Below are 24,061 nucleotides of genomic sequence, written 5' to 3' on the forward strand. Positions count from 1 at the left end.
AAAAAATAGCGGTGATATTTCACACCGCCATTAAGGTTAATACTATCCAACAATTGTTGTAGGTAATGTGGTAGCTCCATCACTATGTGACAACTGAGCATCAGTATCCAGAGAGAAACTTGTTTCAAACTCCAGTTCTGAAGGATTCTCACAATTCTTAGGATCATTTTCCGGGAAAATCGGTAGAGGCTGCTTCACGGGAAGTCCTGTAGACTTATCCTGAAGAATCGTCAGTGTAGTAGGGATTCTGGTAATCCAGTATTTACCCTGAGGTTCTCCTGTTGGCTGTCTCATTTCGTCCACGATACTCATGTACATTGGGTCTCCGATTACCGGTACAGATCCGCCATTCCAGATTAATCCGGTTTCAAGGAAGAACTGAACGGCTGCTTCAAAACCTGGTTTTACGGTAACGATAATTCTTGCCATACCTGCCTGTAGGAAGCTTCTGAATAGAGGATCCATACTTTCACTGATGTAGAATTCTTGCCAGCTCTTACGATTAGCCCAATAGTATGGATAGAAGGTATAATCCATGATTTCCCATTCAAATGCCTGTTCCATAAATTTGGCAAGTGCGGTATATCGGTCCAGATTTTCATTCAGGTAGACCTGGAAATTATCCATTTTTGTTTTCTCATCGGCACCATTGGTTGTTTCCTGGCCTAATGTATAAAGGTAATCCTGTAATAAGTAAGCGATACAGTTGTGCTTTAATACATCATGCTCCATATAACGGTAGAACGTATCCTGTCTTTCTTTAAGCTGTGCCTCTTTTTCTTTTTGCTCTGCATCCAATCTTGCCTGATCTTCCTGGAATTTTGCATAAGCAGCTTCATAGGCTTTAATAATTTCATTGAAGCTTTCAGTTTTCCATTGATTGATAAATGTATCACTTAGCTCACAATTTACAACCACTTTGATGGTATAGCTTCTAACATTGTGTCCTTTCACCTGAAAAGTTACATTCCCTGTGATATTGAAACCAGATGATCCGTCATCAAAATTAAGGTCTCCACCACGTTCAGAACGACCAATCATATCTCCTTTTAAGTTAGAGAACATTACTTCAGAATAACGTGATCCTGACCATCCGCCACCTCTGTTTCTTGTTGATCTGCAGGCGAAGCTTGCATTCTTTCCGGCATAGTTGTCCGGGATGGTAAATTGGGTATGATCAATTCCAAAATCGTCATTTGTCTGAGGAACACTGGATGCTGTATGAATAACCTGTTTGGTTGCTTCCGGGAAGGCTACTAAATTCACTCCATATTCCTGAGCCCAATGCTGGATCTGTACAATAGTTGCAGATTTTGGATCTGGCATTAACCAAGGTTCCGGTGCTTTTCTAGGGTCTACAGGAGCTTTAAGTACCTGTGCTTTTGCAACAGTAAGAGCCAAACGGTGTAATCTTGAAGGTTCAGGAACCATAAATTCAAACATGGTACGCTTACCATAGTTGTAGATCTGGTTCTTCATTTTCTTGTCGATCCATCTGTACACTCCTGTAATGTGTTTAGGTTGTGCAGCATCAGGATTATCAGTATTGGTTACTTTTCCTCTGTTGTCATATTCATGAACATTGGTTTCCGTATATTCTTTGATGATTTTCTGTACTCTTTCTTCTGAAATTTTAGTCAGAACTCTTTCCATCGCTCTTTCCGTAATTTCCTGAGATTTCATCACGGCCTGTCTTGTACTGTCGTGCTGTGCTGTGTTATTGGCATAGTCTGCACCGATTTCAAACTTCATGGCACTATCATTTCCATAGCTGAATCTTGTATAGGCAGAAATACTTTGTTGCTTCTCAATTTCTTTAGCAACTTCGGTCTGCATATCCGTTCTGGAAGTTTTTGAAGTGTCAGACATCTTCTCTGTTTCCTGAGATTTAGATGTTGTGTCTGTAATTTCAGAATATTCTCTGGAAACGGAAGATTTATGTCTTAATTCGCTTGCCATAACATTCTCAATATTGGAAACTTCTCCGGGAACGTAGGCATGAACACTTTGTACTACCTTTAGATAATCTGCTACACCCAGTCTTTTTATTCCGAAATTTTTACGTTTCTGAATGGTTACCGGATCCGGTGTCCCCGGGTTTTCGATGGCTGCACGTTTCAGGATCAGCATTCCGGTAAGGTTCAGATCTTCTTTTGGATATTGTGTAGCAATCTCTCCATAGGCTACGCTTCCGTTATCAAAAATGATTTCTATTTTGAAACTAAAGCTGCTTCTGAATCTGTCTACCAAAGCTGCAGGTAAAGAAATTTTATTGTCTACAACAGGAATATTGCTGTAGTTTTCTTCGAAAGTTCCGGCTGCATCCGTTGTAGCAGTGATTCTGGCATTGGCAACGCTCCATGAAACATCTTCAACTTCGAAAGAAAAACTAACAAATCCTCTGCTCCCGGACACCCTGTAAGAACTGTGTGCGTATAAGCTATATGCCATCGGCGTTCTGGCAGTGTTTTGAATAAGGGGAACTGAAGCTCCACCGATATTGGCATACTGCTGTTCCGGAAGAGGACTGTTTTGCAGAGCGATTTCCATGGAAGATGAAATATTGTTTTTTACAACAAGTAAAGCATCGGCATAGCTTTCTATCTCATCATCAAGAATAATGGTCTGAGCGCCCATTCTTAAGGTGTTATGTGAAAGGATCTGAAGGCTGTCTGTCTCTTCTGCCAGAGAAACTAATCCCGTTGTGGGCTCACCGAAAAGCTCAACAAAAAGGTCGAAAGATTCTGGTGAAAGCTTTGCCTGTAAATCTTGTAAATTGATTTCATTATTGTAAGTAAATACAAACGGAGCAACTTCATATTCCTTCAAGGTGCTGTAAAGACGTTCTTTTTCTTCTTCAGACATGTCCGGAGTGATTTTGCTGTCTACTTCAGCCAGTTTCTTGTCATAGAGTTCTAAACGCTCTTTGTTTTCTGCCATATATCTGGAATACTCATCCTCGTATGCCTGATGTCTGGATTTGTGGAATTTTTTCTGAAGTTTTTCAAGCTCAGAGTTTAGGGTGCTTAAAGATTCTTTTCTATGAATTGCTTTGGTGGCAGCCAATGAAGCTCTTGCTTCGGATTCCAGTCTTTGAATGGTTTTTGCACTCAGGGCAGGTTCAGAACCTTCAGCAGCTCTTGCAGAAACTGAAAGCGTTTCAACATCCTCTGAAAATAAGATGGCTGGTAGTATAATTTTTCCATCCATTGCTTTTTCCAATGGTTTTTCACCATTAACCTTGATGATTTCCTGATCGGTAAGATCCTGATTGCTGGCAAAACCAAGCTGAATAGCCATTAAAACGTGGCTGATTGCTTCTTTAATATAGAAATCTCCCTGGGTAACAATTTGATGAATATAATTATTCCAAAGTTGGGAAAATATAGCAATTCCTTCTGCGTTTAGCTGTCTGTTGGTGTTAATAAGACTTTTGTAATAGTCTGTTACAAGAGCCCAGTCGGTATTCTCTAATCTTTCTTTTTTAGAAAGCTTTCTTCCAATCACAAGAAGATCTTTAAATGCACCTTCTTCAATTTTCTTTTCGCTTTCGAATCCCGCATTGTTAAATTCACCTGCAACTCTTTTCATGGCTGCAAATTTTAATGTTTTGGCAGGTCTTCCTGCGACTGCTGTATCAAAAACGCCGGTTACCCCTTTAGGTCTGTGGATAAACCCTAAGTTTTTGTCTTTAGTTTCTGTTAATTGTGGGTTCCTCAGACTTACAAATCTGAAAAGTGATTGTGATGCATTATTGGTTGTATTCATAGGGTTTGTTTCTTTATAGTTAATAATTCCTTCTCCGACTAAAGATGTTCCGACGGTAAATGCGGATTTTGCTGTTGATGTATTGTTGGTTGACATTTTGTGCTTATTTTTTTGTGTATTCGAGAGTTAGAGTAAACGAGTTGATAAGAGAATAATCATAATCAGGCACATTCAACAGTTCAATGATAGCCATTTCCCTTTCTATGGTGATGTAGGCCTTTGTTCTCCATTGGTTACCTGCAAATGCGGTTTTCAGATCATACCATTCCGTAAACATTTCGTTGGAGATAATCGTTTCAAGATCTGGGAATTCAGCTTTCAATTCAATTTGACCTGTTCTTGGAATCTGATCCAGATACAAGGTTTTTTTGTAAACAGGCTTCCCGTTGATCCATTTTCCGCCTGTTAGCTCTTCTTTGGTGCTGTAAGAATGTTGCTTATCCGCATACTGTTTCTGGATGTAATCATTTTCCTGGGCATTGTCTCCAAAATAAGTTTTAGAACTTAATCCTCTGGCATTTGTTGCTTCATGTTCTATAAGCACAGGTTCATCCAAGTTCGGACTTGCAAAAATTCCTTTTAGCCCTCCTCCGTTTGTCTGCCTTAAAGCAGCACCTACATCACTCAGCATCAAACGAGCTCCATGGCCATATGCGAAAACGCCATTTTCTTTACTTACAGAAATAGTAGAGGCATTGGTTCCATCTAAGTTACCGGAAGACATCATAGCAGCTTCAGGAAATAAGCCGAGAATATTTTTTACACCATCAAGTTCATTCGTTCTATAAATGATTCTTTCCTCCGGATCTTCATCTGTAAACTGGATATTACCTGAAACGGGGTTGTTTACTTCTGTTCCTGTGAGAGGAATGTAGTTTTGGAAGTCTGAAAGATTTTTATATCCAAATACATTATTGGCATTTAGAACAGCTACTTTTGTATAGGTGTTATCAGCTAAAGGCGTCCTTTTTGCAGATACTACAGCATCAAAATCTAATGTTCTTGAAGCAAAGTCACCGCCAATTAAAGGAGTTACAAAATCATGACGTCTTGCTACCGGATTGGATTCAATAACCAGCTTGTTGAATGTTGAACCTCCTAATGGAGCATTACAGCCGATAACGACATTATTATCACCCCAAACACCCATAGCGTGAGTAGTGGAGGCCGCATTATATCCAACAAAAGTATTGGAACCCCATGCGCCGGATCCTGTTGCTTTACCATGAATGTTTCCGGCAAAAGCACCTAAAAAAGTATTTTGGGTTCCATTCGTTAAGGAATAAGCTGCTCCAAGACCAAGAGCTGTATTATTTGTTCCGGTAATATTTTTGTTTCCTGCTTCATCTCCGATATACGTATTTCCGGTTCCCGTTGTTGTTTCTGTTCCTGATTGTGTTCCGAAAAAAGCATTGAAATTTCCGGTTGTTAACTTAGTTCCGCTTGAAACTCCCGTTGCTGTATTCCATCTTCCTGTGGTGAGCTCATTTAAAGCATAAGAGCCCAGCGCTACGTTATTTGCCCCTGTGGTTAATTTTGATAATGTATTATAGCCAATCCCTAATCCATAGGCTCCGGTATGATCTGTATTCAAATTTCCAAACCAAAAGGAATACGTTGTAGGACTGAAATTTATTTCACCTGCTCTGCCTTGGGCTGGCTGGAAAATAATAGGCTTGGTTGTTCCGTTTCCTCTGTCGATAACATTTTGTAAATTATCATTTCCACTAAAAGTAGGTTTATCAGAAAGGTCATTATAGCTGCCTGTTACAGCCACTTTTTTCAGGGACACTTTTTCCTGCCCTTCCTGTGACAAGGTTACACTTCCGTCGGAATTGGTCGTCGTAATGATACTGAATTCCGAAAGATTGATGTGAAAGGCTGAGCCATCATTTTGGGTAATGGTGATAATATTTTGAGAAGCATCATAGGTGGCGTTCTCAATACTGATATCACGGGTTATCAAACTGCTTAAATCAACAGATTTACTTTGCTGGGTACCATTCTCTCCAGTATAGAATACCGTTAAGATGTTCCCGTTCAATTGCGGAGTCTGAATGGAGGTTTGAGTTTCAACCTTATCTTTCCAAAGCTGAGCATTCTGCGGACTTAGATTGGAGGCATTAACATCTGCTTTTTGAGAGAGATCATAATCTAATTGATCTGCCGGAATTTTTTCATCTTTGTGCCAGTAAGACTCCTGCCACTCCCAGAATTCTTCCTGGATGGGGATATCTCCGTTTTCGAAGTATTTTTTTAATTCTTGTTTTGTTTTCATTTGTATAGTGTTTAATTGGTAAGTTGTCCGCCAGTTATCTTAACATCAGTATCAAAAGAATACGTATGATACTTTGTGTTTTCACCTAATACAACCTCTGTAAGTTTGTTCCCTGAAAATGCTCCTGCTTCAATATTGAGAACAGTGTTGGGGATCGTTGCTGAGGTTAGTTGATTATCGTAGAAAGCATCGGATTTAATTTCTGTCACTCCATTTGGAATCTCAATAGACGTTAGTTTATTGGCTGAGAATGCCCCTTGTGAGATAACTGTTATTCCTTTTGGAAGGCGTATTTCAGTCAACTGATTTCCTGTAAATGCTTGAGTGCCAATATAGGTAACGCTTTCAGGAATATGTAAAGATGTTATTCGGTTGCTGAAAAAGGCCCAGCCTTGAATATCCGTTACGCGGGCAGGGATCTCAAGTACTGTTAAGCCGCTTCCTGCAAATGCGTGTTCCTGAATACTTGTTACGCTGTCAGGAATTTGTACTTCAGTAACGATCAAACCTCCGGTAAAGCTTTTTGGAATAGTTAACGTTCCTGGTTTTATAACTATTTTTCTTTGTGCAAAGAACGCCAGTGAGGCATTCTTCTCAGCATCCATTTCAGCATAGAGCAGGTTGAATGTACCATTTTCAAGGCCTGTCACCTTCTGAGTGTCAATTTTTTCGTCTTTATGCCAGTACGAGTCCTGCCATTCCCAAAAGTCTTCCTGTTTTGGGATATCTCCATTTTCAAAATAGAGTTTTAATTCTTGTTTTGTTTTCATATTGTTAATTGTGATAGGGTTACATAGTAATAGTGTAAGTTGCTGCTGCTTTTGGAATGATTACCTTATTAAGGTCTAAGTTTCTCAGTACAGAAAATACTTTCTATTTTGTCCTGTTATATTCATCTAAATGTTCAGCTAGAAAAACTCTTAAATAGTTGGTAAATGTTTCCAATCCAAAAGTAATAGCGTCACTATCATGGCTTTTAAAAGCTGGATTGAATCGGAAATTTTGACAAATTTCAAATGTTGAAGCATATAAAGCTCCCAGAGATTTCATTGTAGAACCACTAAATCCCGGTCCATTATAGTTATTCGATTGCCCAATGTAATAATCATCAGATTGTGGAATTAATAAAGATTTAGCCTTGTATTTTGCTGATAACTCCTTCATTAAAACATTAGCTGAATTTTGACCTAATTCAGAACCAAGATTTACAACCCATGCCATATTGTAATTTTTCGGATCTGTCTGAGGTGTGCCGTGAAAATTGTGAAAATCTACACCCATAATTGTGTTTGATGTGATTTTTTCCTGCATGAATGTATATATTGCCTGGGATTCAATTTCTGATAATGCTGCTTGACCAGGAAACGTAGGGTCAGCAGAAGTACCTCCGCCTGCCCAGAATGTCGGAAAATTTCTATTTAAATCAACCAAATTAAAATTCTTACGTGTTCCTGCGCCAGATCCTGCGTTCCATCCATGTGGATTTGCGAACGGAATAATAACGAATTCAACATTAAATCTTAAGTATTCTAAAAACGGATGTGATTTCCAATTTGTAAGAACCTGTTTCATGAACTCATAAACAACAAAAGAAGGGGTCTTTTCAAAACCATGAATTGAACAATTCAAAACAACTCGTGGCAATGTTTGGGCATTGTTTCCGGTAGGATCGCCGGCAGTTAACTTGTTAGGTAGAAAAGTATAACCGTAAATTGGTAATTTACCATCAACATTGGTGTCTGTAGGAACATCCGTTGTAAGCGTTTCTTTCGTAATTGAATATCCAGGAGGAGTATTAGTGATAAGTTCATCCCATTTTAATGACCATTCTCTACAATCCTCATAAGGTTTTTTGGGAATGCCAGATCCATCCGCCCCCGAGTAACTGTCTAGTGTTGGTGCAGAATAATAATCATTGAAACTACGAGACCGTGCAAACTTTACAAACCCTAAAGGATTATTAAAAAGTTCTGATTTTTTATATAATGTTCTACCTAAATTACTATTATTAGTTACTCCTGAGTTACTTTCAACCACTCTTTTCTCGTTAGGAACCTGAGACCAATCAATTGTTACTTTTCCATATATTGTTGTATTAGATTCCCTTTTAGTACCTGATCTGAGATAATATGTTTTTATCCCTGAGTGCAATACAGGATCATACGGCATTGAAAATGCATTATTAAACTCATCTGCGTATAAGAACAGCGCGGGCTTACCTGTTTCTGCATAAATAAAACCCAGGTATGAATTGGTAGTGGTAACGTTTTTTCCCAGTCCATATAATGTAACAACCGCATTATCTTTTACATTATAAAATTCAGCATCTAAGATTGATTTACTAAGCCAAAATTTTTCATCTGACGTTCTCGATCCCTGCCAGGTTGAAAATGTCTTATTATATAAAACATCAGCAGGGGCTACAGGCTTTATTGGGTAAGCAGTTGTTCCTATTGTATTGATTAAAGTATATCCTTTCGCTCCAAAAACATCTTGCAGTGTTGAATTTAGATTTAATACATAAAATAATACGTAATCATTAACTCCCAAAGGCCTTGCGGCATTATCATAAATTGTAACTGCTCTTGCATTCGTACTTAATGTATTATAAACAATTGCATAATATGTTGGATTTGCAGAGGTATCGACAGATTGTGCTCGAACATTAAATACACCCTGGTTTGTAATAATTTTATTTGTTGAAGATCCAATTAAAGTAACAGTATTAGTAGCAACATTAATTGTCAAAGTAGTGGAATGTGATGTAAAAAGACCTGGTGACTTAGGAAAAGGGAAATAAACTTCCCAATTAGCATTATTACCTGGAACTGCACTTGTAATATCTACTTTAGCTTTCCATAAAATATCAAGATATCTAACAACCTCACCAGCTTTATAAGAACCCAGAACCCAATTCCGAACTCCTCCTGTTTTTATATTCTCTAATAAACCTCCAACACTTAAGGCATCAATGTTTTCAATTTGGTTTAATGGAATCATCTCGTCTTTATGCCAGTACGAGTCCTGCCATTCCCAAAAGTCTTCCTGTTTTGGGATATCTCCATTTTCAAAATAGAGTTTTAATTCTTGTTTTGTTTTCATAAAACGTTGTGTGATCTGTGGGTTAATAAATTGATTGTTTGGTCCTGCCTTTTAGTGGAGCAGGATCCTTTTGGGCTATATTTTCAGACATAGTTCTGGCTGTCCAGCATTTTGTGAATGGTGAATTCAAAGGTGTTGAGAATGTTTAATGAGACTGCTGTACGTGTATTATAGAGATTTCAAAGGTAATGTTGAACAGCGCCAGAACTTGTCGTGTATTAGTTTTTTATTTAAAAAGTATCTTCTTCAAGTGCTCCTTCTTTAAAATCTTCTCTAAAGAAGTTTTCAATGTCATTGAGATAGTTTTCATAATCCATCTCAGTATTTTCAATATCGCTCCACTCAATGGTATAGAGATCTTCATCAAAGAGTATATTTGTATTGTGATCTGGTGGTGTTTCCATGTTTTGTGTTATAAGGTGTTGTGAACATATTTCAGGCTGTTCAGCATAAGAGAATGTTGAATTCAATGGCTTTTAAAAGTTTTTATGGATTGTTGTTTTGTGTTTTTTTGATACTCCAAAGGTAGTAGAGGAGAACGACAAAACTTGACGTGTTTAAAAAAGATTTTTTTAATTTTAAATATAATCTTAATAGCTTATATGAGTTGTTTATAAGGTAAAAAGCTTATATCTTATTTTTGATGAGTTTCTGAACAATTTGGTTCAAAATTTCTCTGTTATCATCAATATAGCTCAATCCGGCCTGGATCAGGTTTTCAATATTGGATCTTCTCACATTATCCATTGCTGGAGAAGCATTTTTTAATGATGGATTCAAACGATAATAATTTTTTTGATTTCTCAGACCCAGTGTCTGAAACATTTGTTCCAGCTGATAATCTACTGTTTCTGCATTGGCAGACATTAAAATGTCAATAATTGGGCTTACCCAGCCAATTTTACCGGCTTTTTCAAGTCTTTTAAAAGGGTAAGGTCTTGCCTCAATTCCTGTTCCGATAGAAATAATAATCATATCATTTACACTTGGATGGTTGGCTTTCTGATGATTTTTCAACACTTCTGCAAAAGGAATTTTTCTTGCCTCAGCATAAGCACAAAGAGCGGGATTATTGGCAAACATTCCGCCATCAATGAGACTGAAAATCTGTCCGTACATAGATTTAATCTGAACAGGACTAAAATACGTAGGAGCAGCGGAAGTCGCTCTGCAGATATCTCTTACAAAAAAGTTGTCTGTGCTGAGATTAGCTTTCCATGAGTTGAAAAGCTTTGCTCTTCTGTTCTCTATGTCATAACTTGTTATTAAACAGGGTTTTATTAATTCTTTTAATTCTAAATTTCCAAAAAAATCATTTAAGTTTTTTTCAAGAGCTTCCTGGGAAATTCTTTCATTCAATAATCCGAATGGATTGACCAGTTTTTCCCAAAAAGAAACCTGGAAGATGTCGCCGCCCTTTTCAGCATATAATTCCAATCCTTTTTGAATAGAATATTTTGCTTTTCGGGTTTCATCAGGAGAGAGAATAATAGAAGCAATCAGACCTCCGGTGCTGCTGCCTGCTACCAGATCAAAATAATCTCCCAGCTTGGCAGTGGGCTTATCATAATACTGGAGCTGTTCTTCTATGTAACGCAGAATAATACAGGTTATGATTCCCCTTATTCCACCTCCGTCCAAAGAAAGAATGGTTGTCTTTTTCATGTGATATTTTTAATGTTTTGTTAAAAGGACACATGCAATATTAAATCTACAGAATCTATTGATTTATCATAAAAACATTCAGATTCCATATTGAGATTTTATTGCTTTTTTTGTTGTTTTCTTATAAAGCAAAGGTAGTGTGGGGAAGCGACAGAACGTGTCGTATTATATTTATTTTCAAATAAATGACACTAAAAAATGACGTAATTCTGCTTGTCTTTTGGCATCTTCAGAAGTGATCTCCAACGGGTTTTTACAGAGCCTTTTTTAGAAGGGATATTCTTTTTTTCAAAGTGGGGAAGATCTTTAAATGTTTTCCAGTTGCCACCCCAGTCCCAGCCATGGCGGGCAAAGATTTTGACACACTCATACCAGTCTGCAACGCGGTCATTATCCCAGTCTTTTGCAGTGTCCCAGCTCGCTGTTTTTCCGTCAATCATCAGGCAGATATCTACAGCAAGTCCATAATTGTGGATGCTTTGTCCTGCCTTTGCATTGGTTACCTTTTTTCCTGACGTAATTCTTCCGATCGCATACAGCTTTTCCTGTTCTTCAAAAGATCTTAATCCCTGGGTGATCCTTATCTTGGCTCTTCCGGTAAGGGCTTCATCGCATTCCTGTATAATTTGCTTCACTTCATCTCTTACCAACGGATGAAGATTCTGAATTCGTTCTAAGGTTACTTTGTCCATATTTTCTATTTTGTTACAGGACAAAAGTATAGCGCGAAGACGACGAAACTTGACGTGTTTTATTAGAAGTTTGATTAAAATTCTATATCCTTCAATCAGAGATGAAAAACATAATCTACAAACAAATTAGAAACAGATCAATTCATCTGTGAACACAAAAAATAAGAAAAATTGCTATTTAATTTTTAAAAATCAAATAGAAGTAGTAAATATGATGGATAAAACACAATAGTAATGCATACCATCTTACCTTTTTTATTGGCTATGATTGCGGCCATTGTGCTGCTCAATATGTGGGCTGCAAAGTTAAAAATTGCTTACCCGATTTTACTTGTTGTATTCGGGTTGCTTGTTAGCTTTGTACCTGGTCTTCCGGTTGTAAAAATTAATCCGGATCTTATCTTTTTTATCTTTTTACCTCCTTTGCTATTTGAAGCTGCGTGGTCTATTTCCTTTAAAGAAATGAAACGGTGGTGGCGCATTATTGGAAGCTTTGCATTTTTAGTCGTCTTTTTTACCGCACTGGCCGTAGCAGTGACGGCCAATTACTTTATACCCGGTTTTACGCTTGCCCTCGGATTTTTGCTGGGAGGAATCGTATCTCCTCCTGATGCTGTAAGCACAGGAGCCATCATGAAATTTGTAAAAATACCATCCACTACATCTGCTATTCTGGAAGGAGAAAGTTTGTTGAATGATGCTTCTTCACTTATTATATTCCGTTTTGCTTTAATTGCTGTAGGAACCGGACAGTTTGTATGGCAGGAAGCTTCGCTGGATTTTTTATGGATGCTAATCGGAGGAGTAGGAATGGGTTTATTACTGGCATGGATTTTTGTGCAGGCTCATAAAAGACTTCCTACAGACGCCTCTTCAGATATTGCATTAACACTTATTGAGCCTTATCTGATGTATTGGATTGCAGAGCAGCTCCATTGTTCCGGAGTTTTAGCCGTAGTTTGCGGAGGTCTGTATATGTCTGCTAAAAGGATGATCTTTTTAAACAGTACCAGCCGTATAAGAGGTTACAGCGTATGGGAAAGCTTCGTCTTTATTCTGAATGGCATTGTATTTTTAATTATCGGACTGGAACTTCCTGAAATTGTTGGTGGACTGCGATGGGAAGGAATTCCTTTGAGAATAGCTATTCAATATGGGATATTGGTGACCGGTATTCTGATTGCTGCCAGAATCATAAGCTCTTATGCTGCAATGCTGGCTACACTGATTTTCCGGCCAAGTGTGGCGCCTCGTGCTTCTTCCTCAAGAAGACGTTTGCTGATGCCTCTGATGCTTGGGTGGACAGGAATGAGAGGTGTTGTATCATTAGCCGCAGCATTAGCCATTCCGATTACCCTTGAAAACGGGCTTCCTTTTCCCAACAGAAACCTTATCCTGTTCATTACTTTCGTTGTGATTTTGCTGACGTTGCTTGTTCAGGGACTTACACTCCCATATCTGATAAAATATGGACATGTATTTGATGATTTTACTGATGAGGAGAAAGACAAACAATCCAGAGAAGAAATAAAGCACAAACTGAAACAACACGTCTATCATTTTCTTAAAAACAAGCATGAAAATGAACTGAATAGTAACGCCGGATTAGAAAGAATGCTGAAACACTGGGAAGAAAAAATAGAGGCAAATGATGCAGAATGGATGAATGAAAAAACCAAAGATATCTTTTTTGAAATGCTGGAAAGTCAGAGACAGTTTCTCTCAGAGCTTAACAAAGATATTTCCGTGAATGAAGAAATTATCCGCCATCAGCTTTATCAGATTGATCTTGAGGAAGAACGTTTGAGGATGATTTAATGGATATTTTTGAAAACAAAATTAAAGTGCTAATGCGACAAAACATGTCGTATTTAAAAATTTTATCCATTTGTTTTTCAGAGTGTTAAATGTGATGTTAATTATGGTTTAAAAGATTATTTTATTCTTTAAAAACTCTAATTTTGTATATATTTTTACTATACAATTGTCATGTACGCTCTGGTAGATTGTAACAATTTTTTTGTTTCCTGCGAAAGGACTTTAGATCCTGATCTCGAAGGCAAACCCGTTGTGGTTCTTTCCAACAACGATGGATGTGTGGTGTCCAGAAGTAAAGAAGCAAAAGATCTGGGAATTCCTATGGCAGCTCCTGCATTCAAGTACAAAGAGCTTTTTCAGAAATATGATGTGAAAAGCTTTTCTGCAAAATTTGAATTGTATAATTATAAAAGCCAGCAGGTCATTAATATTGCCAAATCTTATGTTATTGACCATGAAGTTTATAGTATCGATGAGCTTTTTCTTGACTTAACGGGATTTAAGTATATTGATATGTATAACTATTGTCTTAAAATCCGAAATGAAATTTATGATAAGGAAAATATTCCGGTAAGTATTGGCATTGCGCCCACCAAAACATTATGTAAAGTGGCAAACAGAATTGTAAAAGACTTTCCGGATAACTTTAAGGGAGTGTATATTCTGGATACTCCCGAAAAAATTGAAAAAGCCCTGAAGTGGCTCAATATAGGAGATGTGTGGGGAATAGGTAGAAGGCTTGCTGTTAAAATGAATGACAGTGGAGTATATAAAGCCTGGGATCTTCTTCAGAAACCTGAAATGTGGGTCCGAAAAGTGATGGGAATTCATGGGATAAGAATGATTAATGAACTGAAGGGAATCCGCCAGCTTGAGCTTGACACTCCGTCTCCTAAAAAATCCATAGCAGTTACCCGTAGTTTTATGCAGATGCTGACAAAGAAAGAAGAAGTCAGAGAAAGGGTAGAGACTTTCGGGATGTATTGTTCAGAAAGATTAAGAAAGCAGAATACATGCTGTAAAATGATTACGGTTTTTGTACAGACCAACCGTTTTAGAAAAGATCTGCCCGAATATAAAAATGCAATGACCCGGATTCTTTCCAATCCTACCAATTCATCCATCCTAATCGGAAGAGTAGTGAATGAACTTTTTGAAGCCATTTACAGAGAAGGGTTTCATTATAAAAGAGCAGGAGTAATGGTGAATGATTTTGTGCCTGAAGATCAGAGACAGATCAGCCTTTTCGAAGAAGATATCCAAAACCAGCATCTTCCTGTAATGAAAGCAATGGATGCCATGAACAGAAAATTCGGGAAAGATAAAGTACGTTTGGGAAGTATGAGCGGTGAAAATACTTTTGGGCGGGCAAAGCTTTCTCCCGAATATGAAGCCTTCCTGAAAAAGAATACATTGCCGGAAGCCAACTTTAGATTTCATTAGTGCTGAAATTTTTCTTCAAAAAATAAAAATTCTTTAAAATTTTTCAACAAAATAACATGTCTGTTTTATTTTAAATAGTAAAATTCCGTATTTTGATACTGTGAAATAAAGTGTTATTTAGCTTATTTTCAGTGGTTTGCGTGTTTTTGATTTGAATGGCACTATTGTACGAAATGTGCTTTTACATTTATCTTTGGCCAAGAATTGTACACGTTTTAAAACCACAAATTAAATGAAAAATCCAAGTATTTTGATAAAGGGAATACTCATTTCCTTGTGCTTTACGATAAGCCAGTCGAAAGCACAAGTAGGAATTAATACTTCAAACCCTCAAACCATTTTCCATGTGGATGGGGCAAAAGATAATCCCTCATCCGGAGTCCCGTCTTCCACTCAAATTGCCAATGATGTCTCCATCACCTCTACCGGAGAAATAGGAATTGGAACCTTAACTCCTGCTACCAGAGTAGACACCCGATCTGCAACGAATTCAGACAACTCAATTGGAATAGGAGAAACCAGCCAGACCGCAGCCATTGCAGGAGGTGGCGCTGTAAGATATAACCCGCTGAATGGGGGAAAGATGCAATATTCAGATGGTATTGTATGGCAGGATCTTATTTCTTCCCCAACCAAAGCAGTAGTGGTAGCCAATCTTCAGGCAGCGAACTTCGCGGTGAAAATTCCCTATCAGGTTTCTACAGGGATTGCAGGATGGACGGAGGTTTCCGACCCTACAGGGAACTTTACGCCCGGAACAGGTGTTTTTACAGCGCCAAGAACCGGTGTATATCTTGTTTCTTTTACCTACGATTTTGTTAGAATTCCTATCGTTTCAGGGTATTTTTCAGAAGCAAGATATGTTGTGAATGGAAGCAGTACAGTAAAAAAATGCGTGAAATCTTACTCAAATATTTCAAAACAGGCACAGGTGGCAGGATCCTGTGTTGCCGGAGTTCAGTTGAATAAAGGCGATACTCTTCAGCCCTATATCTATCAGTCGGTTTATAATGGAAACCTGAGTCTGAGAACAGATACGTCTTCTGCAAGCAATGAATACGGCTTCGTAAATCTTTCTATTTTAGAACAATAACACACTTTGATATGAGAAAAAAATTAGGACTGGCTTTACTCATTTGCTGTGGCATAGGGATGAAAGCTCAGATAGGAATTAATATGTCTTCTCCGGAAGGAATACTACATATAGACGGACAGAAAAACACAAATGTTTCCATACCTTCCAGTTATTATGATGATGTGGTGATTACCTCTTCCGGAAATGTAGGAGCCGGAACAAAATCTCCGAAAACAAGACTGGATATGAGATCAGGGGAGCGCTTAAATGCTATTGGAATTGGAGGAACTTCACAATCTGCTGCAGCAGCAAAGGCCGGAGCGATGAGGTATAATTCCGGAACTCAGGACCTAAGCTATTCTAACGGAACAGCCTGGGTAGCATTGGCTCATAAGGCTCCCAATGATTTTGTGGATGCAGAAAATGCTTCAGGGCAAAGTTTCAGTGATGGAATACAGACAGCGGTTACCGGCTGGACTAAGAAAACAGATGTGAATGGCAGCTTTAATACTGGTACTGGAGCTTTTATAGCGTCCAAAACGGGTGTATATATTGTATCCTTTACCTTTTCACTGACTTCAGGAAGCATTGCAGATGATTCAAGGTATGAAACGCTGATTCAGACTAATTCAACGTCTTCCGCTACCGGTAAAGTGTTTAAATGTGTAGGAAGCTACCCGGGAAACAATACGATCGGAAACCGTGTTGCCGGAAACTGTTCCGGGATTTTTAACCTCAATCAGGGAGATAACATTACGGTAAGCCTGAATCAAAAACTGGGAAGTTCAAAAACACTGGACACTGATTCTACGCTTACTTCTTTAAGTATTTTCGGATTATAAAAAGATAAATGATGAAAAAGAATTGTTTACTGATTTTAATGACTTTAAGTTTCCAATGTGCATTTTCACAGATTGGAATCAATAGCCCAAACCCACAAGGTGTTTTACATATTGACGGGCAAAAAGATAATCCTGCTTCAGGATCTACATTCACTCCGGCTCAGCAGAGCAATGATGTTCTTGTTAACAGTGCCGGGAAAATAGGAGCAGGAACTCTCAGTCCCACGGTAAAAATAGATGCCAGAAATTCCGGTAACGGAGCGATTGGTTTTGGAACTTCCACACTGACAGCGGTTGCAGCAGATGAAGGAGCCGTACGCTATAACAATGGAGTGGAATATTCCAATGGAAATGAGTGGCTTCCTTTGCTTACCGCACAGCCTGCCAGTAATAAAATAATTGTTATTGCAGCCAAAACAACTAATAATGTAAAACTGGTAACTCCGGCTACCCCAACAATAACAGCTGGTTTACAAAACAGAGCCAGTAATTATCTTGTAGACTGGAGCAAAACTTTTGAAAGTAATTCCGGAACGAGTTTCAATGCTGCTACAGGCATTTTTACAGCGCCCAGAAACGGAATTTATGTAGCTACTTTCACAACAGATCTGGCTCCGCTAGCCATTAATTATACTACAGACCCTTTAAATCCCATTCAGATAGAAGCCATCTGGCAACTTTATGATAATACAGCAGGATTGGCTGCCACCAATGTTGTAAATACTGTAAAATGTGCCAATACCATGTCCTCAAACAGCATCGTAAATATTGACGCAGGAAGCAATTGTACAGCCTCGTTTTATATGACAGCAGGGCAGAGACTGATGCCTTATATTTGGTTTAATTTAAATAATTCAAACGTTGCGAATTTTTCGCTCAACAATACGGGAGGTTACAATAATCTCACCATAGCAGAACAGTAATCAGGAGATTTCATCAAGGGTTTTAATAAAAGCAGACGGATGCAGCCCGGTGATCTTTTTGAACTCAAGAGAAAAAGCACTGTGAGATGAATATCCTGTAATTTCAGCGAGGTGATTGATCTTATATTTTCTGTATTGAGGCTCATTTTTCAATTGGTTAACAATATAATTGATCCTCAGATGATTGATGTACTGATTGAAGTTAAATTTTTTATGTTTCTTGATGACTGTTGAAAGATATTTTGTGTTGATATTCAATGTGTTTGCAAGATTATAACGTGAAATATTCTTGCTGTTAAACTCAAGATTTTCTTCGAATATTTTTAGTCCGTGTAATATGTTTTCCTCTACTTCAGGCGAAATTTTTATTTCTGTGGGAGTAGAGGTATTTTTTGTTTGAATATCCTCAGATACTTCCTGTGGATCTTCTTCATAAATAACGGGTGAAATACCGTCTCTGTAAATTTTGGCAACAGCTTCTTTATGTTTTTTACGAAGACGGATGGTATTGAAAATAACAGCTCCTAAGATAATCATCAACGCAAAACAGGCTATGATAAGTCCTTTTGAAGTAGAGTGGCTTTCATTGAGCTGCTGATGAAAATTTTCTTCTTTTTGGGATAATGTTTTGTTGACAGCCATTGCTTTGTTGTAGGCGATGCTGTCTTTTAATTTAAGATTTTCAATTTTATATTTTTCCGTATTGGAATCATCGTGAAGCAAAGCATACGCTTCTTCAAGGTTTTTGGTAACCTCAATCTTTTTTTCATTGAAACCATACTGATCTACAATGGTCAGAGATTTCTTATAATAAAGCACCGCACTGTCCGGCTTATTTTGTTTTGAAAACGAAAATCCGATATCATTAAGGATGTTTGCCCGGAGATAATAATTGCTTTCTCCCACCAAAGAAAGGGCTTTTACAAAATAGGGTTTGGCTTCCTTGAATTTTTTTACCTCAGATAAATTGTATCCCATATTGGTATACGCTGAAATCAAAAGTTCATTCCGTCGGGTTGCATTTTTAAGCTTTTGAAATTCCTGAATGGCGCTTTTGGAATAGAATGCTTTTTCCTTGTACTGATTCTTATTGAGAAGGATCAAAAAAGAATTAAAGATCATTCCTTTCAGCTCATGTCCTTCCTCTGTATTATTATTTTTTACTTCAGCAATAGCATTTCGGAGGCTTGTGGAAGATTCCTTGAGCAGTCCAAGCTTTGCATATTGAGTTCCCTGCATTCTGTAGGCAAGAGCTTTCCCAATATTATAGTTGCTCTCGCTAGCTATTTTAAGAGCTTTATCTGCAAAATCAAGACTTTTTTCAGCATCAGATTTTAAATAACTGTTGAACGATTTTAAATAATACGCCTTTGCCAGAAACTCCGGGAGATTTCTTCTCTGGGCAGAATCTATAATCTTATTCAGAACAATTTCTGAGCTGTCCGGATTTTTGGATGACAACATACGGGCATACTTGTACTGCCCCTCAAAATCAAATGTCTGAGCGAATGTAAAAAATGAAATAATAAGGAAGAAAAAGAGTATAATTTTTTTCTTCATTGTGTGTTTTTTTATTTTTTCTGGTATTTCCAGTTACGGGCTTTACCTTCTGCTATCCATTCCAAAGACTGTTCCAATCTTTTATTTCTGGTAGCTTCTGTTTTGGCTTCTGTAACCCATGCAATATACTCTTTTCTGAAAGATGGTGAAGCTTTTTCAAAAATTTCTTTTGTCTTTGGCCGGGCATCTAAAGCAGACTGAAAATAATCAGGGATTTCCATCTCTATTTTGGATGGAGGAGCTTTCTTCATGGTAACTCCCATATCTGTAAGCTCCATGGCTTCCTGGATTGCTCTTTTCAGCTGAGGTTTAGAAGGAAGGTCTTCAAGACGGGTTACTTTTCCTAAACTGAACATTGAACTTTTTTCAGCGTTTGTTTCTATTTCCTGTAAAGTTTTCATCTCCTGATGAAGCCAGAATCCCAGACTGCAATAGTGTTTGAAAGCAGTAATTGAGCATAGGATCTTTCCCTTGTACATGAAAGTAGGAAACTGCCACTTGATGGCTTCTTCCGCATCAGGACAGGCTTCATGAATGGTTTCACGGAGATACTGTAAAATAGGTTTTGCAAAATCCGGAGACTTTTCAATGTATTCATCAACTTTTGTGCTGTGTTTTTCCATAGTGTTTATTGGAATAATTGTACAATTTCATTGACAAGGAATTTTACCTGATCAGGTCTTCCTCTGTCATTTTTAGGATTGTTGGAATAGCTTCCGGTCTTTACAATAACCATATTGTGCTCCGGAACCATAATAATATATTGCCCCTGTAATCCAAGGAAATAATAATGTTTGATTGGATTGTCATGATTGATCCAAAGCCCCATTCCATAGATGTTTTCGGACTTTTCTGTAGGAGTTCTCATCTTTTCAACGAAGTCTGCGTTGAGGATTTGCTGATCTCCGGCTTTTCCATGATCAAGAAATAGCTGCCCCAATTTGGCAAAATCTCTGGCATTGGAATGAATACAGCAATACGTTTTTTCCATACCATGATTGTCTGTACTCCATTTCGCATTCTGCTCCATTCCCAAAGGAATCCAGAATTTTTCTGATAAATAGCTTGCCAATGGCTGATTCAGAGCTTTTCGAAGGGCAAAACCAAGAAGCTGAGTGGAACCGCTTTGATATTCAAATCTTACGCCCGGCTCTTCTTTAAATTTTCTGGGGAATACAGCTTTTACCAGGCTTTTCCCATAATAGGCTTTAGCATTGGGAAGAAACGGATTGTTGTAATTTTCATCCCAGTCCAGTCCGGCTTCCATTTGGGCTAAGTTTTTAAGGGTAACCTGATTTCCAAATGTTTTATTTTTAAATTCAGAGTAAAAGTCAGAAAGTTTTTCATCAATGGATGGGATAATCCCTTCTTCCAGTGCTTTCCCTAAAAGCATTACTGTCACTGCTTTTGCCATTGAAAAAGAATTGGTCTGCGAAAGCTGATTGTAGCCATCCCAATATTGTTCGTGAAGAATTTTACCATGCCTTATCACAACAAAAGCGGCAGTTTTGGAAAGTTTTAAATTCTCAACTAAATTCTTAGGTAACTCCTTTTTGTTATAGTCAGGATCTTCTTCCCAAAGTCTGGGTTCTTCTGTAGCAATAGGATTATTGGGGAAAAGATCTCCATCATCAATGTATGCACTTGACTTTCCTTTTAGATAGGTTTTAGAAATACCACTAAATAAATAATCGTATCCCAGAAAATAAGCTGCTGCTGCACCTGCTACAGCTCCGCCTATCATATACTTCAGTATTCTCATTGTTTCATGAATGGGTCTCTAACAAATTTAGAATAATTTGGTTATAAAATTTAAAATGAATCAGCAAATAAGTTATTTTTGTTCTTATTGATGAAAACTATGACCAGAAAACTAATTGTATTAGGCTGCTTCCTGCTTTCGATGATGGGGATAGCCCAGATGTATAAACCGATAGATACTGCAGATTATATACAGAGAAAAGCATTTTTAAAGAATTTTGAAGGCAATAATGAAGCAACTGTCAAGAGATTAAAATCCCAATATTCTGGGAAAACAGGCTCTGAACTATCCAAGATTTATAAAGAATTCGGAACTGATTTTGAAAAGCAGGTAAAGAATAAGGATTTTATCTTTAAATCCGAATTTGAGACCAGTATACAATCTATGATTCAACGTCTTAAAAAGAGTAATCCTGCAATTCCTCAGGATCTGAAAATTCTGATTGCAAAAGACAATACCCCCAACGCTTATTGTCTTGCTGACGGAACTTTTGTAATCAATATGGGGCTTTACAGCTGGCTGAACAATGAGGAGCAGATTGCTGCGGTGATTTCTCATGAGCTGGGACACAAAATAGAAGAACATTCTCTGAAAACTTTTTTAAAAATTATCGAACAGGATAAGCTGGATAAAGTGGTGGTGGAGAATATAAAATCAACAACGACACGCAGAAGCCAGAGCCAGAATCAGAAAGCTTTTGACATTTTTAAAAATACGGCGTACAAAAAAGGGGTAGAAAGAAGACAAAGCGAAATGCAGGCAGATTCTTTAGGATATATCATTTTTAAAAACAGTGATTTCAAGAAAGCTGAATTTGTAAATGCACTTCAAAGGCTTCAGGATTTTGATACCATTTCACCAAGAGAATTGAAGGTTGATACCTATAAGAAACTTTTTAATCTTCCTAAACAGGTTTTCAATGAGAAGTGGATGAAGAAGGAAGACTTCTCCCTGTACAATTATAATTTCTACAAAGAAAAGCTAAATAAAGATTCCCTGGCATCGCATCCTGAAGTATCCAGAAGGATTGAAATGCTTAAAAAGACTTTTACAGAACTTACAACACCTTTTACTCCGGAAAAACCTTCGGATCTGTTTCTCACATTGAAAAAAACAGCCAGGATGGAAATTTTGCCCAATTATTTTCATTCAGAAGATTATGGACTGGGCATTTACACTGCCATGCAGTTTTTACAGGATGATGAAGAGGAAAAGTATTATAAAAGCTGGCTGGGAAGATGTTTTTCCAAAATATATGAGGCAAGAAAAAATTATAACCTGAACCGGTATCTGGATCGGATAGAGCCTAAAAATCAAAGTGAAAGTTATCAGCAGTTTCTGAACTTTATGTGGAATTTAAGCCTGGATGAAATAAAGAATATTGCAGACTTTTATCAGACCAATGAAATGATAGCGAAGGTAAACTGATCATCATTAAAGGATCAATAGGAACGGGCTTTAGCCCGTTTAAAATAACAAAAAATTCCACTGGCTTTAGCCAAATATAAAAAAGAAAGAACCCTGACAAAACATCAGGGTTCTTTTTGTATTAGTAATTTAATTTCTCCAAACGGATCTTATTGAATTTTTCTTTTTCGTTATATTCACGAAGCAGGATATAGCCTTCTTTTCCAACATACGGAGTTACGGCATAGTTGTCTTTTTCAGAAATGGGAATGATTTCCTGTTTGAACTTTCCATCAATAATGGTATTGATAAATAGATTCCATCTTTTCTGCCTGGTTACTTCGTCTTTTTGATAGTCACGGTAGAAAAATACCACATCTTTTCCTCCGTTGAGGTACTGTGAAAACAGATAATCACTGTTTACCCATTTTGATTTTTCCTTTTCAAAAACCTGAACATTTTTCACTTTGAAATCTTTATCGGTATAGATATACACAAGATCAGTAGTTTTCGGGGCGTTATATTGACCTGCAGGTTTATATTTTTCGGATAAGATACCTACGCTTCCATCGTTCATAAAATACATGTCTTTGGTCTGAAGCATATAACCGCTTTCTACCATTCCATATTTATTGACTTTGGGAAGAAATGTAGAGATATTAGGCTCATAATTAATTGCTTTGGTATCTACTGTGAAATCAGATTTGTTGAGAATTATTCTTGCAAATCCTACGGATTCGGAATCATCATAGTTCCTTCCTAGCAGGACTACTTTATCATCAAAAGTTTTATCATTATCAAGCTTTCTGTAGTTGGAGTAGAAGGATTCAATATTGTCTATCGTATCATCAGATAATCCTGTAACCGGTTTATTGGACGTTTCTTTTCCGGTTTTCATATCAAGAACCATCACACTGAATGTTTTCTGCTTGTCATTAACCTTTTTCATGATGCAGTACATATAATTTTCGTCTCTTTCCAGAACGGATAAGGTCGTATACAGCTTTTTACTTCCGTCTGTGTTATACTTATATCTCCAGACTTCCTTTTTGTTAGCATCAAACTTAATAAGACTATTGCTGTTTTCGTATTTTCCGTAATCTTTATATTCCACAGCAAAGTAGCCTCCTTCTTTCAGTTCTCCTACGGCAGAAATGTAGTTGTAGCCTTTATCTTTTTTCTCCTCACGGTTTTCCTTACGCTGTTCTTTCCAGCTTTTCGGTTCATTGATTTCTTTGAAAGTACCATTTTCCAGATAGTCGTAATATATTTTTCTGGTAATAGAGTTTGTTTTAGGATCTATCACCATAGAAACGGGAGTAAATACTTCTCTGGTTTTTACCAGGGAATAGTCCATCATGGAAGGTTTTAAAATAATTTGCCCTTTAAAATCTACATATCCTAAATAAGAGGCAGCCGTGATATCTCCTTCAAATTCTTTGTTGGCAACAGGATTGAGGTTTTTATCTAATATAACATACTCAAACTTTTTGGTTTTATCACCGGATTTTCCGTAAGAATAGAGAGAAACGTAACCGTAAAGATTGTCTTTATCATCGAATAGAGCATTCATTCCTACATGATCGCCCGCAGCGAGTGTTGTCAGATCCTGAGTTTGGGAAAATGCAAAGGTCTGGATCAGCCCAAACATTATCAGAGTTATTTTTTTCATGGTTAAAATTTGAGGGATAAAAGTAATAAATTAACCTATATGTTGCGAAAAATA

17 protein-coding genes are annotated in these 24,061 nt (G+C 37.5%); 6 read left to right on the plus strand and 11 right to left on the minus strand.

The window, feature by feature from the left end; genetic code table 11:
- Positions 1-42 precede the first annotated feature (42 nt).
- The 7 genes from CQ022_RS14915 to CQ022_RS14945 all read right to left on the minus strand — a co-directional run bounded on the left by CQ022_RS14915 (position 43) and on the right by CQ022_RS14945 (position 11,505).
- Complete coding sequence (locus CQ022_RS14915) at positions 43-3,864, minus strand: hypothetical protein (protein WP_105683130.1); 3,822 nt, start codon at positions 3,862-3,864, stop codon at positions 43-45.
- 7 nt (positions 3,865-3,871) lie between these two features.
- Entirely contained in the window at positions 3,872-6,046 is a 2,175-nt protein-coding gene (locus CQ022_RS14920) for a hypothetical protein (protein WP_105683131.1), read from the minus strand.
- 11 nt (positions 6,047-6,057) lie between these two features.
- Positions 6,058-6,816, minus strand: coding sequence for a leucine-rich repeat domain-containing protein (locus tag CQ022_RS14925; RefSeq protein ID WP_105683132.1), 759 nt, complete (start codon positions 6,814-6,816; stop codon positions 6,058-6,060).
- Positions 6,817-6,919: 103 nt separating this feature from the next.
- Positions 6,920-9,148 carry a M14 family metallopeptidase gene (locus tag CQ022_RS22760; RefSeq protein ID WP_123864444.1) on the minus strand — a complete coding sequence of 743 codons (2,229 nt, stop codon included), beginning with the start codon at positions 9,146-9,148 and terminating at the stop codon, positions 6,920-6,922.
- A 230-nt stretch (positions 9,149-9,378) separates the two neighbouring features.
- Positions 9,379-9,552 carry a hypothetical protein gene (locus CQ022_RS22990; protein WP_165791668.1) on the minus strand — a complete coding sequence of 58 codons (174 nt, stop codon included), beginning with the start codon at positions 9,550-9,552 and terminating at the stop codon, positions 9,379-9,381.
- Positions 9,553-9,775: 223 nt separating this feature from the next.
- Positions 9,776-10,813 (minus strand): patatin-like phospholipase family protein, encoded by a 1,038-nt coding sequence (locus CQ022_RS14940; protein ID WP_105683133.1) that lies wholly within the window; start codon positions 10,811-10,813, stop codon positions 9,776-9,778.
- Positions 10,814-11,004: 191 nt separating this feature from the next.
- The gene (locus CQ022_RS14945; RefSeq protein WP_105683134.1) at positions 11,005-11,505 is read right to left on the minus strand and encodes a M15 family metallopeptidase; all 501 of its coding nucleotides are present in this window, start codon (positions 11,503-11,505) and stop codon (positions 11,005-11,007) included.
- A gap of 234 nt (positions 11,506-11,739) precedes the next feature.
- Between CQ022_RS14945 and CQ022_RS14950 the strand changes: the two genes are divergently transcribed.
- The 5 genes from CQ022_RS14950 (at position 11,740) to CQ022_RS14970 (ending at position 17,606) form a co-directional block, all read left to right on the plus strand.
- Complete coding sequence (locus tag CQ022_RS14950; RefSeq protein ID WP_105683135.1) at positions 11,740-13,323, plus strand: Na+/H+ antiporter; 1,584 nt, start codon at positions 11,740-11,742, stop codon at positions 13,321-13,323.
- Between the two features lie 171 nt (positions 13,324-13,494).
- Positions 13,495-14,766, plus strand: coding sequence for a Y-family DNA polymerase (locus CQ022_RS14955; RefSeq protein WP_105683136.1), 1,272 nt, complete (start codon positions 13,495-13,497; stop codon positions 14,764-14,766).
- A gap of 232 nt (positions 14,767-14,998) precedes the next feature.
- Positions 14,999-15,859, plus strand: coding sequence for a hypothetical protein (locus CQ022_RS14960; RefSeq protein WP_105683137.1), 861 nt, complete (start codon positions 14,999-15,001; stop codon positions 15,857-15,859).
- Positions 15,860-15,870: 11 nt separating this feature from the next.
- The gene (locus CQ022_RS14965; RefSeq protein WP_123864445.1) at positions 15,871-16,683 is read left to right on the plus strand and encodes a hypothetical protein; all 813 of its coding nucleotides are present in this window, start codon (positions 15,871-15,873) and stop codon (positions 16,681-16,683) included.
- Between the two features lie 11 nt (positions 16,684-16,694).
- Positions 16,695-17,606 (plus strand): hypothetical protein, encoded by a 912-nt coding sequence (locus tag CQ022_RS14970; protein WP_123864446.1) that lies wholly within the window; start codon positions 16,695-16,697, stop codon positions 17,604-17,606.
- Here CQ022_RS14970 and CQ022_RS14975 read toward each other — a convergent pair whose 3' ends face one another.
- The 3 genes from CQ022_RS14975 to CQ022_RS14985 are packed head-to-tail and all read right to left on the minus strand — an operon-like array spanning position 17,607 to position 20,928.
- Positions 17,607-19,166, minus strand: coding sequence for an AraC family transcriptional regulator (locus CQ022_RS14975; protein WP_105683140.1), 1,560 nt, complete (start codon positions 19,164-19,166; stop codon positions 17,607-17,609).
- Positions 19,167-19,177: 11 nt separating this feature from the next.
- Positions 19,178-19,789, minus strand: a complete 612-nt coding sequence (locus CQ022_RS14980; protein WP_105683141.1) for a YdeI/OmpD-associated family protein — start codon at positions 19,787-19,789, stop codon at positions 19,178-19,180.
- 5 nt (positions 19,790-19,794) lie between these two features.
- The gene (locus tag CQ022_RS14985; RefSeq protein ID WP_105683142.1) at positions 19,795-20,928 is read right to left on the minus strand and encodes a serine hydrolase domain-containing protein; all 1,134 of its coding nucleotides are present in this window, start codon (positions 20,926-20,928) and stop codon (positions 19,795-19,797) included.
- A 99-nt stretch (positions 20,929-21,027) separates the two neighbouring features.
- Between CQ022_RS14985 and CQ022_RS14990 the strand changes: the two genes are divergently transcribed.
- Positions 21,028-22,356, plus strand: coding sequence for a M48 family metalloprotease (locus tag CQ022_RS14990; RefSeq protein WP_228421729.1), 1,329 nt, complete (start codon positions 21,028-21,030; stop codon positions 22,354-22,356).
- A 121-nt stretch (positions 22,357-22,477) separates the two neighbouring features.
- Here CQ022_RS14990 and CQ022_RS14995 read toward each other — a convergent pair whose 3' ends face one another.
- On the minus strand, positions 22,478-24,007 hold the full coding sequence (locus CQ022_RS14995; RefSeq protein ID WP_105683144.1) for a hypothetical protein: 1,530 nt from the start codon (positions 24,005-24,007) through the stop codon (positions 22,478-22,480).
- Positions 24,008-24,061: the final 54 nt, after the last annotated feature.

It is taken from the genome of Chryseobacterium culicis (assembly GCF_002979755.1).
Classification (GTDB): Bacteria; Bacteroidota; Bacteroidia; order Flavobacteriales; family Weeksellaceae; genus Chryseobacterium; species Chryseobacterium culicis_A.

Excerpts from the sequence above, each read along its gene's own strand:
- CQ022_RS14915 (WP_105683130.1), bottom strand. The coding sequence starts at position 3,864 with ATGTCAACCAACAATACATCAACAGCAAAATCCGCATTTACCGTCGGA.
- CQ022_RS14920 (WP_105683131.1), bottom strand. The coding sequence starts at position 6,046 with ATGAAAACAAAACAAGAATTAAAAAAATACTTCGAAAACGGAGATATC.
- CQ022_RS14925 (WP_105683132.1), bottom strand. The coding sequence starts at position 6,816 with ATGAAAACAAAACAAGAATTAAAACTCTATTTTGAAAATGGAGATATC.
- CQ022_RS22760 (WP_123864444.1), bottom strand. The coding sequence starts at position 9,148 with ATGAAAACAAAACAAGAATTAAAACTCTATTTTGAAAATGGAGATATC.
- CQ022_RS22990 (WP_165791668.1), bottom strand. The coding sequence starts at position 9,552 with ATGGAAACACCACCAGATCACAATACAAATATACTCTTTGATGAAGAT.
- CQ022_RS14940 (WP_105683133.1), bottom strand. The coding sequence starts at position 10,813 with ATGAAAAAGACAACCATTCTTTCTTTGGACGGAGGTGGAATAAGGGGA.
- CQ022_RS14945 (WP_105683134.1), bottom strand. The coding sequence starts at position 11,505 with ATGGACAAAGTAACCTTAGAACGAATTCAGAATCTTCATCCGTTGGTA.
- CQ022_RS14950 (WP_105683135.1), top strand. The coding sequence starts at position 11,740 with ATGCATACCATCTTACCTTTTTTATTGGCTATGATTGCGGCCATTGTG.
- CQ022_RS14955 (WP_105683136.1), top strand. The coding sequence starts at position 13,495 with ATGTACGCTCTGGTAGATTGTAACAATTTTTTTGTTTCCTGCGAAAGG.
- CQ022_RS14960 (WP_105683137.1), top strand. The coding sequence starts at position 14,999 with ATGAAAAATCCAAGTATTTTGATAAAGGGAATACTCATTTCCTTGTGC.
- CQ022_RS14965 (WP_123864445.1), top strand. The coding sequence starts at position 15,871 with ATGAGAAAAAAATTAGGACTGGCTTTACTCATTTGCTGTGGCATAGGG.
- CQ022_RS14970 (WP_123864446.1), top strand. The coding sequence starts at position 16,695 with ATGAAAAAGAATTGTTTACTGATTTTAATGACTTTAAGTTTCCAATGT.
- CQ022_RS14975 (WP_105683140.1), bottom strand. The coding sequence starts at position 19,166 with ATGAAGAAAAAAATTATACTCTTTTTCTTCCTTATTATTTCATTTTTT.
- CQ022_RS14980 (WP_105683141.1), bottom strand. The coding sequence starts at position 19,789 with ATGGAAAAACACAGCACAAAAGTTGATGAATACATTGAAAAGTCTCCG.
- CQ022_RS14985 (WP_105683142.1), bottom strand. The coding sequence starts at position 20,928 with ATGAGAATACTGAAGTATATGATAGGCGGAGCTGTAGCAGGTGCAGCA.
- CQ022_RS14990 (WP_228421729.1), top strand. The coding sequence starts at position 21,028 with ATGACCAGAAAACTAATTGTATTAGGCTGCTTCCTGCTTTCGATGATG.
- CQ022_RS14995 (WP_105683144.1), bottom strand. The coding sequence starts at position 24,007 with ATGAAAAAAATAACTCTGATAATGTTTGGGCTGATCCAGACCTTTGCA.